Source organism: Nocardiopsis sp. FR4 (assembly GCF_009830945.1).
Classification (GTDB): domain Bacteria; phylum Actinomycetota; class Actinomycetes; order Streptosporangiales; family Streptosporangiaceae; genus Nocardiopsis.
Map to the genome: position 1 here is coordinate 21,564 of NZ_VWVV01000015.1, position 15,845 is coordinate 37,408.

Annotated in this window: 12 protein-coding genes; 10 read left to right on the plus strand and 2 right to left on the minus strand. The window is 71.8% G+C overall.

Features of this window, described 5'->3' with window-relative positions; genetic code table 11:
• Positions 1-274: 274 nt before the first annotated feature.
• On the plus strand, positions 275-3,109 hold the full coding sequence (gene uvrA / locus FYW95_RS15655) for an excinuclease ABC subunit UvrA (protein ID WP_159943731.1): 2,835 nt from the start codon (positions 275-277) through the stop codon (positions 3,107-3,109).
• 50 nt (positions 3,110-3,159) lie between these two features.
• Here uvrA and FYW95_RS15660 read toward each other — a convergent pair whose 3' ends face one another.
• Positions 3,160-4,161 (minus strand): LacI family DNA-binding transcriptional regulator, encoded by a 1,002-nt coding sequence (locus FYW95_RS15660; protein WP_370463245.1) that lies wholly within the window; start codon positions 4,159-4,161, stop codon positions 3,160-3,162.
• 550 nt (positions 4,162-4,711) lie between these two features.
• Between FYW95_RS15660 and FYW95_RS15665 the strand changes: the two genes are divergently transcribed.
• A complete protein-coding gene (locus FYW95_RS15665; protein ID WP_159943729.1) occupies positions 4,712-5,116 on the plus strand; it encodes a Rieske (2Fe-2S) protein in 405 nt (134 codons plus the stop codon).
• An 85-nt stretch (positions 5,117-5,201) separates the two neighbouring features.
• On the opposite strand, the gene FYW95_RS15670 is transcribed toward FYW95_RS15665, so the two are convergent.
• On the minus strand, positions 5,202-6,338 hold the full coding sequence (locus FYW95_RS15670) for a mechanosensitive ion channel family protein (protein WP_159943728.1): 1,137 nt from the start codon (positions 6,336-6,338) through the stop codon (positions 5,202-5,204).
• A gap of 235 nt (positions 6,339-6,573) precedes the next feature.
• Here FYW95_RS15670 and uvrC point away from each other — a divergent pair, with 235 nt between their 5' ends.
• From uvrC to secG, 8 genes are all read left to right on the plus strand, one after another.
• The gene (gene uvrC / locus FYW95_RS15675; RefSeq protein ID WP_159943727.1) at positions 6,574-8,601 is read left to right on the plus strand and encodes an excinuclease ABC subunit UvrC; all 2,028 of its coding nucleotides are present in this window, start codon (positions 6,574-6,576) and stop codon (positions 8,599-8,601) included.
• The gene (gene rapZ / locus FYW95_RS15680; protein ID WP_159943726.1) at positions 8,598-9,482 is read left to right on the plus strand and encodes an RNase adapter RapZ; all 885 of its coding nucleotides are present in this window, start codon (positions 8,598-8,600) and stop codon (positions 9,480-9,482) included. The genes uvrC and rapZ overlap by 4 nt, the downstream gene beginning before the upstream one ends.
• 136 nt (positions 9,483-9,618) lie before the next feature.
• Positions 9,619-10,593 carry a gluconeogenesis factor YvcK family protein gene (gene yvcK, locus FYW95_RS15685; protein ID WP_201294881.1) on the plus strand — a complete coding sequence of 325 codons (975 nt, stop codon included), beginning with the start codon at positions 9,619-9,621 and terminating at the stop codon, positions 10,591-10,593.
• Between the two features lie 242 nt (positions 10,594-10,835).
• Positions 10,836-11,816, plus strand: a complete 981-nt coding sequence (gene whiA, locus FYW95_RS15690; protein ID WP_159943725.1) for a DNA-binding protein WhiA — start codon at positions 10,836-10,838, stop codon at positions 11,814-11,816.
• 323 nt (positions 11,817-12,139) lie between these two features.
• Positions 12,140-13,144 (plus strand): type I glyceraldehyde-3-phosphate dehydrogenase, encoded by a 1,005-nt coding sequence (gene gap / locus FYW95_RS15695; protein WP_159943724.1) that lies wholly within the window; start codon positions 12,140-12,142, stop codon positions 13,142-13,144.
• 127 nt (positions 13,145-13,271) lie between these two features.
• Complete coding sequence (gene pgk, locus FYW95_RS15700) at positions 13,272-14,456, plus strand: phosphoglycerate kinase (protein ID WP_159943723.1); 1,185 nt, start codon at positions 13,272-13,274, stop codon at positions 14,454-14,456.
• A 33-nt stretch (positions 14,457-14,489) separates the two neighbouring features.
• Entirely contained in the window at positions 14,490-15,266 is a 777-nt protein-coding gene (gene tpiA, locus FYW95_RS15705; RefSeq protein WP_159943722.1) for a triose-phosphate isomerase, read from the plus strand.
• Between the two features lie 282 nt (positions 15,267-15,548).
• Positions 15,549-15,785, plus strand: coding sequence for a preprotein translocase subunit SecG (secG, locus tag FYW95_RS15710; RefSeq protein WP_159943721.1), 237 nt, complete (start codon positions 15,549-15,551; stop codon positions 15,783-15,785).
• The last annotated feature ends 60 nt before the right edge of the window (positions 15,786-15,845 follow it).

The window sequence follows — 15,845 nt, forward strand, 5'->3', positions numbered from 1 at the left end:
TTCGAACGACTGTTCGTCTATAGTGGTGGCACCCCGGCGCTCCGGCGCCGGGGTGCCGCTGCTTTTTCCAGGTGGAAGAAACCGCCGCCGACGGTCGTTAGGCTGGCAGGGAGCCGCGCGGCCTCCCCCGCGTTCCCCCGACGGTCCGCCTCCAGGGCCGGGGTGAGCGCCGGGAGGCCTTCGACCGCCGCACCGCGAAGTCACACACGGGTCAGCCCGCCTCACGCGACGAGGTCCGCGTCCTGTGCGCCAACGCCGAAGGATGTCTCACTCGATGGTCGAACAACTGGTAGTCCGGGGAGCTCGTGAGCACAACCTCAAGGACGTCTCGCTGGACCTGCCGCGCGACTCCATGATCGTGTTCACCGGCCTGTCCGGTTCGGGCAAGTCCTCGCTGGCCTTCGACACGATCTTCGCCGAGGGCCAGCGTCGCTACGTCGAGTCGCTGTCGGCCTACGCCCGCCAGTTCCTGGGCCAGATGGACAAGCCCGACGTGGACTTCATCGAGGGGCTCTCCCCGGCGGTGTCCATCGACCAGAAGTCCACCAGCCGCAACCCGCGCTCCACCGTGGGCACCATCACCGAGGTCTACGACTACCTGCGCCTGCTGTGGGCGCGCATCGGCGTTCCGCACTGTCCCGAGTGCCGCCGCGAGATCGCACGCCAGAGCCCGCAGCAGATCGTGGACCGGGTCCTGGAGATGACCGAGGGCACCCGCTTCCAGGTGCTGGCCCCGGTCGTGCGCGGGCGCAAGGGCGAGTACGTCGAGCTGTTCAAGGACCTGCAGTCCAAGGGCTACACCCGCGCCGTCGTGGACGGCCAGGCGGTGCGCCTGGACGAGCCGCCCAAGCTGGGCCGCTACGACAAGCACGACATCGCCGTGGTCGTGGACCGCCTCGCCGTCAAGGCCTCCGCCCGCGGGCGGCTGACCGACTCGGTCGAGACCGCCCTCAAACTGGCCGGGGGCACCATCGTCCTGGACTTCGTGGACGCGGCCGACGACGACCCCGAGCGCGAGAAGGTCTTCTCCGAGCACCTGTACTGCCCCTACGACGACCTGTCCTTCGAACAGCTCGAACCGCGCTCCTTCTCCTTCAACGCCCCCTACGGGGCCTGCCCCGACTGCTCGGGCCTGGGCACCCGGATGGAGGTCGACCCCGAACTGCTCGTCCCCGACCCGGAGAAGACGCTGGCCGAGGGCGCCATCGGCCCCTGGTCGGGCGGACCCAACAGCGGCTACTGGGAGCGCATCCTCACGGCGGTCGGCGAGGCCGTGGGCTTCGACCTGGACACCCCCTGGGAGCGGCTGCCGCGCCGGGCCCGCAAGGCCCTGCTGGAGGGCCACGACACCCAGGTGCACGTGACCTACCGCAACCGGTACGGGCGCAACCGCTCCTACTACACCGAGTTCGAGGGCGTCATCCCCTGGGTCAAGCGCCGCCACTCCGAGACCGAGAGCGACTACGGGCGCGAGCGGCTGGAGGGGTACATGCGCACGGTGCCCTGCCCCACCTGCGAGGGGACCCGCCTCAAGCCGGTCGTGCTGGCCGTGACCGTGGGCGGGAAATCCATCGCCGAGGTGGCCCAGATGCCGCTCGGCGAGAGCGCCGCGTTCCTGGCCGGCCTGCGCCTGTCCGAGCGCGACGCGGTCATCGCCGCCCAGGTGCTCAAGGAGATCAACGCCCGCCTGGGCTTCCTGCTCGACGTGGGCCTGGACTACCTGAGCCTGGCCCGCTCCTCCGGCTCGCTCTCCGGCGGTGAGGCCCAGCGCATCCGCCTGGCAACCCAGATCGGCTCCGGCCTGGTGGGCGTGCTGTACGTGCTGGACGAGCCCTCCATCGGCCTGCACCAGCGCGACAACGCCCGCCTGCTGGAGACCCTGCAGCGGCTGCGCGACATCGGCAACACCCTCATCGTGGTCGAGCACGACGAGGACACCATCCGCGCCGCCGACTGGGTGGTCGACATCGGCCCCGGCGCGGGCGAGCACGGCGGCCACGTGGTGGTCTCGGGGATCGTGGACGAGCTGCTCACCTCGCCCGACTCACTGACCGGCGACTACCTGGCCGGGCGGCGCGCCATCGCGGTGCCCGACAAGCGCCGCCCGCTCACCCGAGGACACGAGCTCGTGGTCCGGGGCGCCCGGGAGAACAACCTCCACGGCATCGACGTCACCTTCCCGCTGGGGGTGTTCACCGCGGTCACCGGAGTGTCCGGTTCGGGCAAGTCCACCCTGGTCAACGAGATCCTGTACAAGGCGCTGGCCAAGGAGCTCAACGGGGCGCGCGAGGTGCCCGGCCGCCACCTGCGGGTCAACGGCATGAACAAGGTCGACAAGGTCGTGCACGTGGACCAGAGCCCCATCGGGCGCACCCCGCGCTCCAACCCGGCCACCTACTCCGGCGTCTTCGACCACATCCGCAAGCTGTTCGCGCAGACCACCGACGCCAAGACGCGCGGCTACCAGCCCGGACGGTTCTCCTTCAACGTCAAGGGCGGCCGCTGCGAGGCCTGCTCCGGGGACGGCACGCTCAAGATCGAGATGCAGTTCCTGCCCGACGTCTACGTGCCCTGCGAGGTCTGCCACGGAGCCCGGTACAACCGGGAGACCCTCCAGGTGCGCTACAAGGGCAAGAACATCTCCGAGGTGCTGGAGATGCCCATCTCGGAGGCGCTGGAGTTCTTCGAGCCGATCAACGCCATCCGGCGCCACCTGCAGACCCTGGAGGACGTCGGCCTGGGGTACGTGCGGCTGGGCCAGCCCGCCACCACGCTCTCGGGCGGTGAGGCCCAGCGGGTCAAGCTCGCCGCCGAACTGCAGCGCCGCTCCACCGGGCGCACGGTGTACGTGCTGGACGAGCCCACCACGGGCCTGCACTTCGAGGACATCCGCAAGCTGCTGGGGGTGCTCGACCGGCTGACCGACAGCGGCAACACCGTGATCGTCATCGAGCACAACCTGGACGTGATCAAGACCGCCGACCACGTCATCGACATGGGTCCCGAGGGCGGCTCCGGGGGCGGAACCGTCGTCGCCCAGGGCACCCCCGAGGAGGTCGCCGCGGTCGCCGAGTCCTACACCGGGCGGTTCCTGGCCAAGATGCTCTGAGCGGGCGCCCCGCACGGGTGGCGGGTGACCGGTCCGCGTCCGGGCGGGGTTCAGCCTCCCGGCGGCGGGATCTCCCCGGAGCCGCGGACGATGAGCGCGGTCGGCACCCGCTCCTCCCGGGGCGGGCTGCTGTCGCCCGCGATGCGCTGGAAGAGCCGCCGGACGGCCAGCGTGCCGATGCGCATCACGTCCTGGGCGACCACGGTCACCCGGGGCGCGAGCAGGTCGGCCATGGGGAAGTCGTCGAAGCCCACCACGGCCACGTCGTGGTGCAGGCCCCGTTCCTGGAGCGCCTGGATGGTGCCGATGGTGACGAGGTTCTGCGCGGTGAACAGGGCCGTGGGCGGGTGCGCGGAGTCGAGCATGGCGGCGACGGCGCGGGCCGCGGTCCGGGGGTCGGGCAGGTCCAGGGCCACCCGGCCGGGCCGCTCGGCCAGTCCCCGCTCGCGCAGGGCCGCGCGGTAGCCCCCCAGGCGCTCGCCGACGGTGCTGATGCCCCGCTCGTCCCCGAGGAAGGCGATCTCGGTGTGCCCGTGGTCGGCCAGGTGCAGGACCGCCTCGCGGGCGCCCGCGGCGTTGGTGGCCAGCACCGCGTCGGCGGCCAGGCCGCGCGGGGGCCGGTCGACGAACACCACCGGGGTGCCGGTGCGGATCTCCCGGTGCAGGTAGCCGTGGTCCGGGGCCGCCGGGACGAGGATGATCCCGTCCACCCGGTGCAGGGTGGCCGCCCGTACCAGCTCCAGCTCCCGCTGGGACTCCTCGTCCAGGCTGCCCGCGAAGACCAGGGTGCCGTGTTCGCGGGCCACGTTCTCCACCGCTCGGCTCAGGGTGGCGGAGAAGGGGTTGGCCACGTCCTCCAGCAGCAGGGCGATCTGCTGGGTGGCGCCGTCGGTGCGGCGCAGGCTGGAGGCGGCCAGGTTGGGCTGGAAGTCCAGCTGCGTGATGGCCCGCGTGACGCGGTCGCGCAGTTCGTCGGAGACGGTGGGGACGCCGTTGATGACGCGGGAGACCGTCTTGATGCTCACGCCGGACAGCGCCGCGACGTCGCGCATGGTGGCCCGGCGCACCGGCTCTCCGGTCGCGGTCCGCTGGTCACCGTCGCTCTGGTTCACCCGCACCTGGACCTACTCTCCGGACACCGTGGCAGCGTCCCCGGGACGCGGGTCCGGGGCGGCGCGTCTCGTGCGCCCCGGGCGCTCACCGCCGTCCGGGTTCGCGGGGGGACGGGTTCATTCTGCCGCACCGCCGGGGCCGGGGGTGAGCGGACGGACGGTGAGGTCCTCGGCCGAGGAGGTCGCACACGGCCACGCGCGGCGGCCTCCAGGGGCGGGCCCGCGGTGCCCCGGGGTGCGCGACCGCCGCCGCGGCGCTGGCCCGCACGGTCGAGGGGGCGACCCGGCGGGTGTGCGGCGCGGGGGTCCCTCCTGGGAGCTCCTCCCGTCGCCTGAGCGGGGTGTCCGGTCCGCCGGGCGGGCGGCGGCCGTGAGGCCCGTCCCGCTCCGGAACGGGGCACCCCGAGTAGCTACTACATTGTGTAGTGCATATTTCGGAGCAGGTGAGGAGCGTTCGGTCGTGGCCGATAACAGGACGTGCGGGTGCGGGATGAGCAGGCGCCGCCTGCTCGGGACGGCGGGGACCGCCGCGGCGGCCGTCACGGCCGTGAGCGCCTGCGGCGGCGAGGCCCCCAAGCCCCAGGAGGTCCGGTACGGCCACGTGGTCGGTCAGACCACCGACGTGCCCGAGGGCGCCGGAGCGGTCTTCAGCAACAGCAAGCTGGTGGTCACCCAGCCCGGGCCCGGCGACTACCGGGCCTTCAGCGCGGCGTGCACGCACGGCGGCTGCACGGTGCAGGAGGTGGACGACGTCATCCGCTGCCTGTGCCACGGCAGCGAGTTCGACATCTCCACAGGGGAGGCGCTCAGGGGACCGGCCCAGGAGCCGCTGGAGGAGTTCACCGTCACCGTGGACGGCACCGACATCGTCCTGGAGGGGCCCGCCGGGGCCTGAGGGACCCCGGCCCGGGGCACATGAGCGAGGGCGCCCGGAGCCGGTGCTCCGGGCGCCCTCGCTCGTGTCGGGGAGGCGTGCGGGGTCAGACCTCGCCGGGGTCGCCCCCGGACGGGCCGCTGACGCCGTTGGGCTCGCGGCGCCGGAACGCCGAGGTGGGGAACCGGGCGGCGTAGGTGACCTCGTCCTCGTCCGCGGCCAGGAACTGGGTGCGGTTGCGCGGCAGGGACTCGGGGTAGTTGGCGACGAGCCAGGTCACCAGGTGCTCGCGGATCTGGCACGCGATGTTCCACTGGGCGCCGGTGTCGGCCGCCGTGGCCACCACGCGCACGATCACCTCGCCGGTCTCGGTGATGTTGACGACCTGGCAGGACCAGCTGCGCCCGTCCCAGTGGTCGCTGGAGGTGATCAGGCGCCCGGCCTCCTCGCGCAGCTCCGCGATGGGCACCTCCCAGTCCAGCGGCAGCTCGACCTTGGCGGTGATCGCGGTTCCCTGCTTGGTCCAGTTCTCGAAGCTGGTGGTGGTGAAGTTGGCGACCGGGACCACCAGGCGGCGCTCGTCCCAGATCTTGATGGTGACGTTGACCAGGCTGAGCTCCTCGACCCGGCCCCACTCGCCCTCGACCACGACCACGTCGCCGATGCGCAGGGCGTCGCTGAAGGCCAGCTGGAGCCCGGCGAACAGGTTGCCCAGGGTGGACTGGGCGGCCACACCGGCGACGATACCGATGATGCCCGCCGAGGCCAGCAGCCCGGCGCCGAGCGCGCGCACCTGGTCGAAGGTGAAGAGGATGGCGGCGATGGCCAGCACCACGATGATCGAGGTGAGCACCCTGCGCAGAAGCCGCACCTGGGTCTGCAGGCGCCGGGCCTTGCGGTCGGCGTCCCCGTTGGCGATCGACAGGCGCGCCAGGATCATGTCCGTGACGGCGTAGGCCAGGCTGATGCCCAGCGCCGTCAGCGTCGCGATCATGAGGATGCGCATCGAGTGCTGGATGGTCTGGTAGGTGCTCCAGCCCACGTCGCGGGCGCTGGGCAGGGCGAGGTTGGCGCCCAGCACGGCGGCCGCGGCGTAGCCCGAGAAGGCCGTCCGGGCCACGACGTGCTGGGCGGCGCCCCAGACCTTGGCCAGCCTGTGTTTGAGCACCCAGCGCAGAGCGAAGACCAGGAGTACCGCGACCGTGACGGCGACGCCGATCGCGATCCATTGGGAGAGCAGCACGACGAAGGGCCCCCTTGTCGTCCATGTCGGAAAGTTCGTGTGTCCTGGCCCAACCTAGACCATGGGGATACTCAATCGTGACGTTTGTCTTGCACGCGACCGCCCCCGCGGGGCCGACCGGCCGTCCGTAACGGGGGTGGCGGGGCCGGTGCGGCACCCGGGGTGAGGCGCGCCACGGTCACGGCGCGCGGGCGCCGGTTGGCCGTATGTCGTCCCGACCGACCAGAATGGAGGCATGGCTGCGACTCCTCACCTGCGCCCCGCGCCCGGTTCGATTCCGACCGAGCCGGGCGTGTACCGGTTCCGGGACGCGTCGGGCCACGTCATCTACGTGGGCAAGGCCAAGAACCTGCGCTCCCGCCTGTCCTCCTACTTCCGCGACTTCGCCGGACTGCACCCGCGCACCCAGCAGATGGTCTCCACCGCCGCCGACGTGGACTGGACGATCGTGGGCACCGAGGTGGAGGCGCTCCAGCTGGAGTACTCCTGGATCAAGCAGTACGACCCCCGTTTCAACGTCAAGTACCGCGACGACAAGAGCTACCCCTACCTGGCGGTGACCCTGAACGAGGAGTTCCCCCGGGTCCAGGTCATGCGCGGCACCAAACGGAAGGGCGTGCGCTACTTCGGCCCCTACTCGCACGCCTGGGCCATCCGCGAGACCGTCGACCTGCTGCTGCGGGTCTTCCCCGTGCGCACCTGCTCGGCGGGGGTGTTCCGCGGCGCCCGCAACAGCGGCCGCCCCTGCCTGCTCGGCTACATCGGCAAGTGCGCGGCCCCCTGCGTGGGCAGGACCACCCCCGAGGAGCACCGGGCCCTGGCCGAGGACTTCTGCTCCTTCCTGGCGGGCGAGACCGGCCGCTTCATCCGCGAACTGGAGGGGAGGATGCGCGAGGCCGCCCAGGAGATGGAGTACGAGCGGGCCGCCCGCATCCGCGACGACATCGGGGCCCTGCGCGCCGCCCTGGAGAAGCAGGCCGTCGTCCTGCCCGACTCCACCGACTGCGACGTCATCGCCATGGCCGACGACCCGCTGGAGGCCTCCGTGCAGATCTTCCACGTGCGCGGCGGCCGGATCCGCGGCCAGCGCGGCTACGTCGTGGACAAGGTCGCCGACGACTCCCCGGCCGAGCTGGTCTCGACCTTCCTGGGCCAGCTCTACGGCCCCACCGAGGGCGCCGACGAGACCGCGGGCACCGGCACCGCCGTGCCCCGCGAGGTCCTGGTCTCCCACGAGCCGGCAGACCCGGAGGCGATGGCCGCCTGGCTCTCGGAGCACCGGGGTTCGGCGGTGGACCTGCGGGTGCCCCGCCGGGGCGACAAGAGGTCCCTCATGGAGACCGTGGAGCGCAACGCCCGCGAGGCGCTGGCCCGGCACAAGACCCACCGGGCCGGGGACCTGAGCACCCGCAGCCGCGCGCTCAACGAGATCCAGGAGGCCCTGGAGCTGCCCGAGGCGCCCCTGCGCATCGAGTGCTTCGACATCTCCAACCTCCAGGGAGAGCACGTGGTGGCCTCCATGGTGGTCTTCGAGGACGGGCTGGCCCGCAAGTCCGAGTACCGCCGCTTCTCCGTGCGCGGCAGCGGTGAGGGCGGACGCGAGCAGCACGACGTCGCCGCCATGTACGAGGTGGTCCGCCGGCGCTTCCGGCGCTACCTGGAGGAGAGCGCCCGCAGCGGCGAGGTCGCCCGCATGGGCGAGACGGGTGACCACGGTGGTAACCCAGGCGACGGCGAACCGTCACCCGGGAAGTTCGCCTATCCGCCTAACCTGGTGGTGGTGGACGGCGCCCGGCCCCAGGCCGAGGCGGCGCGCCGCGCTCTGGACGAGCTCGGGATCGAGGACGTCGCCGTGTGCGGTCTGGCCAAACGCCTGGAGGAGGTGTGGCTGCCCGGTGAGGACGACCCGGTGGTCCTGCCCCGCGCGGGCGAGGGCCTGTACCTGCTCCAGCGGGTGCGCGACGAGGCGCACCGCTTCGCGATCCGCTACCACCGCCAGCGGCGGGCCAAGGCGCTCACCGGCAGCAGCCTGGACGAACTCCCCGGGCTCGGTCCGTCACGCAGGACGGCGCTGCTCCGGGAGTTCGGATCGGTCAGACGTTTGGCCTCGGCCTCGGCCGAGGAGATCGCCGCGGTGCCCGGTATCGGCCCCAAACTGGCCGAGGCCGTGCACACGCACCTGTCCGGGAGCCCCGCCGAAGCGGGTGGGCCGGGGGACGGGGCACCACAACGACACACCACTGACGGGGGAGGAGACGTATGACGGTCGAACTGGGCGGGGAGCTACCGCCCGAGGTGGTCATCGTCACCGGCATGTCCGGTGCGGGCCGCAGCACGGCTGCCAGGGCGCTGGAGGACCTGGACTGGTTCGTGGTGGACAACCTGCCTCCGGGCCTGTTGCCGACCATGATCGAGCTGGCCGGGCGCACGCACGGCGCCGTGCCGCGCGTGGCGGTGGTCGTGGACGTGCGCTCGCTGGCCTTCACCGAGGACCTGCTGTCCACGGTGGAGGAGCTGCGCAGGCGCGACATCACGGTGCGCGTGCTCTACCTGGAGGCCAGCGACGAGGCGCTGGTCCGCCGCTTCGAGAGCGTGCGCAGACCCCACCCCCTCCAGGGCGACGGCCGCCTGACCGACGGCATCGACCGCGAGCGCGAGACCCTGCGCACCGTGCGCGGCGAGGCCGACCTGGTCATCGACACCTCCCAGCTCAACGTGCACCAGCTCAAGGCCCGGGTGATCGGCTTCTTCGGGCAGAGCGACGGCGCCCGTCCCCGCGCCAACGTGGTCTCCTTCGGCTTCAAGCACGGGCTGCCCGTGGACGCCGACCTCGTGCTGGACTGCCGTTTCCTCCCCAACCCCCACTGGGTGCCCGAGCTCAGGCCCATGAACGGGCGCGACCAGCCGGTGAGCGACTACGTCCTGTCCCAGGACGGTGCCAAGGAGATGCTGGAGGCCTACACCGAGGTCCTGCGGCTGACCATCGCCGGGTACCAGCGCGAGGGCAAGCACTACATGACCCTGGCGGTGGGCTGCACCGGCGGCAAGCACCGCAGCGTGGCCATGGCCGAGCAGTTCGCCGACCGGCTGCGCGGGCAGGGCGTGGACGTGCACGTGGTACACCGGGACGTGGGCCGCGAGTGAGCCCGGTGCGGGCCCCGGGGGCCGTGAGTCCGGTCGGGATCGGCCGGACGGCGTCCCGTCGGCCTGCGGTGCACCGTTCTCGGTGGTACGGTCCGATTCGTCCGGGTGGACATGGGACGAGGGGCAGGCCACAGGCATGGCGAAGAGCACAACACCCGACGGGGACGGGCCGCGCCCGCCCCGGGTGGTCGCGTTGGGGGGCGGGCACGGTCTGCACGCCTCCCTGTCGGCCCTGCGACGGGTGACCACCGACGTGACGGCGATCGTGACGGTCGCCGACGACGGGGGGTCCAGCGGTCGGCTCCGCAGGGAACTGGGGGTGCTGCCGCCCGGTGACCTGCGCATGGCGCTGGCCGCGCTGTGCGGCGACGACGAGTGGGGGCACACCTGGAGCCAGGTGATCCAGCACCGGTTCCGCTCGGAGGGAGAGCTGCACGGCCACGCGGTCGGCAACCTCCTGATCGTGGCCCTGTGGGAGCTGCTCGGCGACTCGGTGGCGGGCCTGGACTGGGTGGGCCAGCTGCTGGGCGCGCACGGCCGGGTCCTGCCGATGTCGTCGGTGCCGCTGGACATCGCCGCGGAGGTGTCGGGGATCGACCCGGAACGGCCCGAGGCGCTGACGACGGTGCGCGGCCAGGTGGCGTGCGCGAGCACGAGCGGCAGGGTGCGCTCCATCTCCCTGATCCCGCGGGACCCGCCCGCCAGCCCGCAGGCGGTCAAGGCGGTGCGCGAGGCCGACTGGGTGGTGTTCGGACCCGGGTCGTGGTTCACCAGCGTGCTGCCCCACCTGCTGGTCCCCGACCTGGCGCACGCCCTGGTCACCACCCGGGCCAAGCGCGTGGTGGCGCTGAACCTGTCGCCCCAGCGGGGGGAGACCGACGGTTTCAGGCCCGAGACCTACCTGGAGGTGCTGCACGAGCACGCTCCCAAGCTCGGCGTGGACGTGGTGCTCGCCGACCGGGGGACCGTGGAGGAGGTCGGTCCGCTCAAGGCGGTGGTCGGCCGGCTGGGCGGGCGCCTGGAGCTGGCCCACCTGTCCCGTGAGGACGGCACCCCGCGCCACGACCCCGACCGCCTCGCGGCGGCCTTCGAGCGGATTCTGGAGGGGTGAGGCGGTGCCGGGCGGCCCCGTTTCCGCGGGCCGAGCGCAATTGATGGCACACCGGCACGAAGGCCGACAGGGCCCGTCCCCGGGGCGGGCGGTGCGTGCGCAACACGCCGTGCGGGGATCGGCAGTCGGCGTCCCGTGACGTAGTCTGCCACGGAGAAAGCCGCCCGCGACGGGGTCGCGGGCGCACCCGGTGCCGAGTGCGCGGCATCGGGACCAGGAGTGTGACGGGGAGGACCTCAGCGATGGCGATGACCGGCGTGGTGAAGGATGAGTTGAGCCGTCTGGCCATTCTCAAGCCATGCTGCCGCAAGGCGGAGGTGTCCACCATCCTGCGGTTCACCGGCGGCCTGCACCTGGTGGGCGGGCGCATCGTGATCGAGGCCGAGCTCGACACGGGCGCCGCCGCGCGCCGCCTGCGCAAGGACATCTCCGAGGTCTTCGGGCACGAGTCCGAGGTGGTGGTGCTCTCCCCGAGCGGTCTGCGCAAGGGCAACCGGTACGTGGTGCGGGTGATCAAGGACGGCGAGTCCCTGGCCCGGCAGACGGGGCTGGTGGACAGCAACGGCCGTCCCGTGCGGGGCCTGCCCCGGCACGTGGTGGCGGGCGGGGCCTGCGACGCGGAGTCGGCGTGGCGGGGCGCCTTCATCGCACACGGCTCGCTGACCGAGCCGGGCCGGTCGATGTCGCTGGAGGTCACCTGCCCCGGACCGGAGGCGGCCCTGGCGCTGGTGGGGGCCGCCCGCCGCCTGAAGGTGCACGCCAAGGCCCGCGAGGTGCGCGGTGTGGACCGGGTGGTGGTGCGCGACGGCGACTCCATCGGCGCGCTGCTGACCCTGCTGGGGGCGCACCAGAGCGTGCTGGCGTGGGAGGAGCGGCGGATGCGCCGGGAGGTGCGCGCGACCGCCAACCGGCTGGCCAACTTCGACGACGCCAACCTGCGGCGCAGCGCCCGCGCGGCGGTGGCCGCGGGGGCCCGCGTGGAGCGGGCCCTGGAGATCCTGGGCGAGGACGCCCCCCAGCACCTGGTGGCCGCGGGCCAGCTGCGCCTGGCGCACAAGCAGGCCTCCCTGGAGGAGCTGGGCCAGCTCTCGGTGCCGCCGCTGACCAAGGACGCCATCGCGGGCCGGATCCGCCGGCTGCTGGCGATGGCCGACAAGCGCGCCAGCGACCTGGGCATCGAGGGGACCGAGGCCAACCTCACCCCGGACATGCTCGTTCCGTGACACCGGGGGCCACCCGTCCGCGACGCCCGCGTAACACCGATGTTCGGCTTTGTTAACTGCACAAACCGGCGGATAACTTCCGACAATGGTATAGACCTTTAGCGCGCGCGGTGCCAGGATGGTCGCGAATCCACAAGGGTCGGCGGAGTTCGGCTACGGCCCAGCAGCGGTTGTCCGTCCGTGCTCCGCTAGGCTCTTCGTCAACACCCGATGCGTGTTGACCCTGCTCATCGCGGCTGCCCGGTTCGCCCGTGCGCACCGCGTTCCAGGCGGGGCGAATGTCCGGGTGCAAATGATGTGCGATATATGAGGAGATTGGTTCCGTGACCATCCGTGTAGGCGTCAACGGCTTCGGTCGGATCGGCCGCAATTTCTGGCGCGCGGTCGCCGCTGGCGGCAGCGACATCGAAATCGTCGCGGTCAACGACCTCACCGACACCAAGACGCTCGCGCACCTGCTCAAGTACGACACCGTCCTGGGCACCCTCGAGGGTGACATCGAGGTCGGCGAGGACTTCGTCCGCGTGGGTGACAAGAGCGTCAAGGTCCTGGCCCAGCGCGACCCGGCCCAGCTGCCGTGGTCGGACCTGAACGTGGACGTCGTCATCGAGTCCACCGGCCGCTTCACCAAGGCCGAGGACGCCAAGAAGCACATCGAGGCCGGCGCCAAGAAGGTCATCATCTCCGCCCCGGCCAAGGGCGAGGACCTGACCGTCGTCATGGGCGTCAACGACGACAAGTACGACGCGGCCAACCACCACGTCATCTCCAACGCCTCGTGCACCACCAACTGCGTGGCGCCGATGGCCAAGGTGCTCCTGGACAACTTCGGTATCCAGCAGGGCCTGATGACCACGGTGCACGCCTACACCAACGACCAGGTCATCCTGGACTTCCCGCACAAGGACCTGCGCCGCGCCCGCGCCGCCGCGCAGAACATCATCCCGACCACCACCGGTGCCGCCAAGGCCACCGCCCTGGTCATCCCGGAGCTGCAGGGCAAGCTGGACGGCATGGCCATGCGCGTCCCCGTGCCGGACGGCTCGGTGACCGACCTGGTCGTCACCCTGGACCGCGAGGTCACCAAGGACGAGGTCAACGCCGCGTTCAAGGCCGCCGCCGAGGGTCCGCTCAAGGACGTCCTCCTCTACACCGAGGACGAGATCGTCTCCTCCGACATCGTCGGCACCTCGCCCTCGTGCACCTTCGACTCCAAACTGACCATGGCCTTCGGCAAGCAGGTCAAGATCGTCGGCTGGTACGACAACGAGTGGGGCTACTCCAACCGCCTGGTCGACCTGGCCAAGCTGGTCGGTTCCGGCCTGTAGGCGCCCGCGGCCCTCATGGCCACCGGCGCGTGAGACGGCACCCCTTCGCCCGCTGGCGCGCGCGGAGGGGTGCCGTCGTGCGCGCCCCGATCCACCGTCCAACCCCACATTCCACGAGGAGACCAGCATGCGGACGATCGACGACCTCGACGTCTCCGGCAAGCGCGTGTTCGTCCGGGCCGACCTGAACGTGCCCCTGGACGGCGAGCGGATCACCGACGACGGCCGCATCCGCGCGGCCGTGCCGACCATCGCCGCCCTGCGCGAGCGCGGCGCCCGCGTGATCGTCGCCGCCCACCTGGGCCGCCCCAAGGGCGCCCCCGATCCCCGCTACTCCCTGCGCCCCGTCGCCGCGCGCCTGGGTGAGCTGCTCGGCGCCGAGGTGGCCTTCGCCGCCGACACCGCGGGGGAGTCGGCCCGCGCCACCTGCGCCGCGCTGGAGGAGGGCCAGGTGGCGCTGCTGGAGAACGTGCGCTTCGAACCGGGCGAGACCAGCAAGGACGACGCCGAGCGCGGCGAGCTCGCCGACCGCTTCGCCCAGCTGGCCGACCTGTACGTGGGCGACGCCTTCGGCGCCGTGCACCGCAGGCACGCCAGCGTCTACGACCTGCCCGGCAAGCTGCCCCACGCCGTCGGCGGCCTGGTGCTGACCGAGGTCGAGGTGCTCCGCAAGCTCACCGGCGACCCCCAGCGCCCCTACGCCGTGGTCCTGGGCGGGTCCAAGGTCTCCGACAAGCTCGGCGTCATCGACAACCTCCTGGGCACCGCCGACCGCCTGCTCATCGGCGGCGGCATGGTCTTCACCTTCCTCAGGGCGCAGGGCTACGAGGTCGGCTCCAGCCTCCTGGAGGCCGACCAGCTCGACACGGTCCGGGGCTACCTGGAGCGCGCCGAGCGCGAGGGCGTGGAGATCGTCCTGCCGGTGGACGTGGTGGCCGCCGAGAAGTTCGCCGCCGACGCCGCGCACGCGGCCGTGGACGTGGACGCCATCCCGGCCGACCGGATGGGCCTGGACATCGGCCCCCGCAGCCAGGCGCTCTTCGCCGAGAAGCTCGCCGACGCCCGGACCGTGTTCTGGAACGGCCCCATGGGCGTGTTCGAGATGGAGCCCTACGCGGGCGGCACCCGGGCGCTGGCCCGGGCCCTGGTCGACTCCGACGCCTTCACCGTGGTCGGCGGCGGCGACTCCGCCGCGGCCGTGCGCGCGCTCGGCTTCGACGAGGCGGCCTTCGGCCACATCTCCACCGGCGGCGGCGCCAGCCTGGAGTACCTGGAGGGCAAGGACCTGCCCGGTATCGACGCACTCAAGTAGCCCCTCTTCGACCCCTGGTAAGGAAGTACCGACATGTCCCAGCGCCTGCCGCTCATCGCGGGCAACTGGAAGATGAACAACAACCACCTGGAGGCCATCGCCCTCGTCCAGAAGCTGGCGTTCGCGCTCAAGGACAAGGACTACGAGGCCGCCGAGATCGTCGTCCTGCCGCCCTTCACCGACCTGCGCAGCGTCCAGACGCTGGTCGACGGCGACAAGCTGCGGATCGGCTACGGCGCCCAGGACATCTCCGCGCACGACAAGGGCGCCTACACCGGCGAGGTCTCCGGGGCCATGCTGGCCAAACTGGACTGCTCCTACGTGCTCGTGGGCCACTCCGAGCGCCGCGAGTACCACCACGAGGACGACGCCCTGGTCAACACCAAGGTCAAGGCCGCCTTCAAGAACGGCCTCGTCCCCATCCTGTGCGTGGGGGAGGGCTTGGAGGTGCGCAAGGCGGGCCGGCAGGTCGAGCACGTCCTGGCCCAGCTGGACGGCGCCCTCAAGGAGGTCCCCGTCGAGCAGGCGGAGCGGATCGTCGTCGCCTACGAGCCGGTGTGGGCGATCGGCACCGGCGAGGTCGCCACCCCCGAGGACGCCCAGGAGGTGTGCTCGGCGGTCCGCGGGCGCCTGGCCGAGCTGTACTCCCCCGAGGTCGCGGACGCGGTGCGGGTCCTGTACGGCGGGTCGGTCAAGGGCGACAACGCCCCCGGCATCATGGCCCAGGACGACGTCGACGGCGCCCTGGTCGGCGGTGCCTGCCTCAAGGCCGACGAGTTCGTGAAGATCATCCGCTTCGGCGAGCGGTAGCCGCCCTGCGGCCCCGTCCGTCACCCTTCGATACCGGATGGTGACGGGCGGGGTGCCCGACCGGTCGCCAGTCGGGCTAGACTTCGCTTTGGGGTTCTCCGTGCCTCGCGGTTTCCCCGCCCGTGCCGCCATGGGCACGGTAAAATCCGAAATTGTCCCCGGTCTCCTCCTTCTCCGACACCCGTCTGGGCCCGGCGCGGCGGTACCGCCGCAGTCGCCGTCGGGAAACGGGAGATCGAGGTGTCCATCCCCCCGCTTCGGGGTCGAGCTACGGGTGAGCGTGTGATCCTCGGTCTGTCCATCTTCGTGATGCTTCTCAGCGTGCTGCTGATCCTGCTGGTGCTGATGCACAAGGGCAAGGGCGGCGGTCTCTCCGACATGTTCGGCGGCGGCGTCACGTCCTCGCTCGGCGGGTCGTCCGTGGTCGAGCGCAACCTCGACCGGATGACCGTCGGTGTCGGCGTCGCCTGGATCCTCGCCATCGTCGTCCTCGGCCTGCTGATCAACCGGGGTATGTGACCCGCGACCCGCGGGACGCACCCCGTCCACAGTCCAGCTCGCCCGAGAACCGGTGAGCGA

Bases quoted from the DNA above. Each gene is read 5' to 3' on its own strand.
- uvrA (WP_159943731.1), top strand. From the start codon at position 275: ATGGTCGAACAACTGGTAGTCCGGGGAGCTCGTGAGCACAACCTCAAG.
- FYW95_RS15660 (WP_370463245.1), bottom strand. From the start codon at position 4,161: ATGCGCGACGTCGCGGCGCTGTCCGGCGTGAGCATCAAGACGGTCTCC.
- FYW95_RS15665 (WP_159943729.1), top strand. From the start codon at position 4,712: ATGAGCAGGCGCCGCCTGCTCGGGACGGCGGGGACCGCCGCGGCGGCC.
- uvrC (WP_159943727.1), top strand. From the start codon at position 6,574: ATGGCTGCGACTCCTCACCTGCGCCCCGCGCCCGGTTCGATTCCGACC.
- rapZ (WP_159943726.1), top strand. From the start codon at position 8,598: ATGACGGTCGAACTGGGCGGGGAGCTACCGCCCGAGGTGGTCATCGTC.
- yvcK (WP_201294881.1), top strand. From the start codon at position 9,619: ATGGCGAAGAGCACAACACCCGACGGGGACGGGCCGCGCCCGCCCCGG.
- whiA (WP_159943725.1), top strand. From the start codon at position 10,836: ATGGCGATGACCGGCGTGGTGAAGGATGAGTTGAGCCGTCTGGCCATT.
- pgk (WP_159943723.1), top strand. From the start codon at position 13,272: ATGCGGACGATCGACGACCTCGACGTCTCCGGCAAGCGCGTGTTCGTC.
- tpiA (WP_159943722.1), top strand. From the start codon at position 14,490: ATGTCCCAGCGCCTGCCGCTCATCGCGGGCAACTGGAAGATGAACAAC.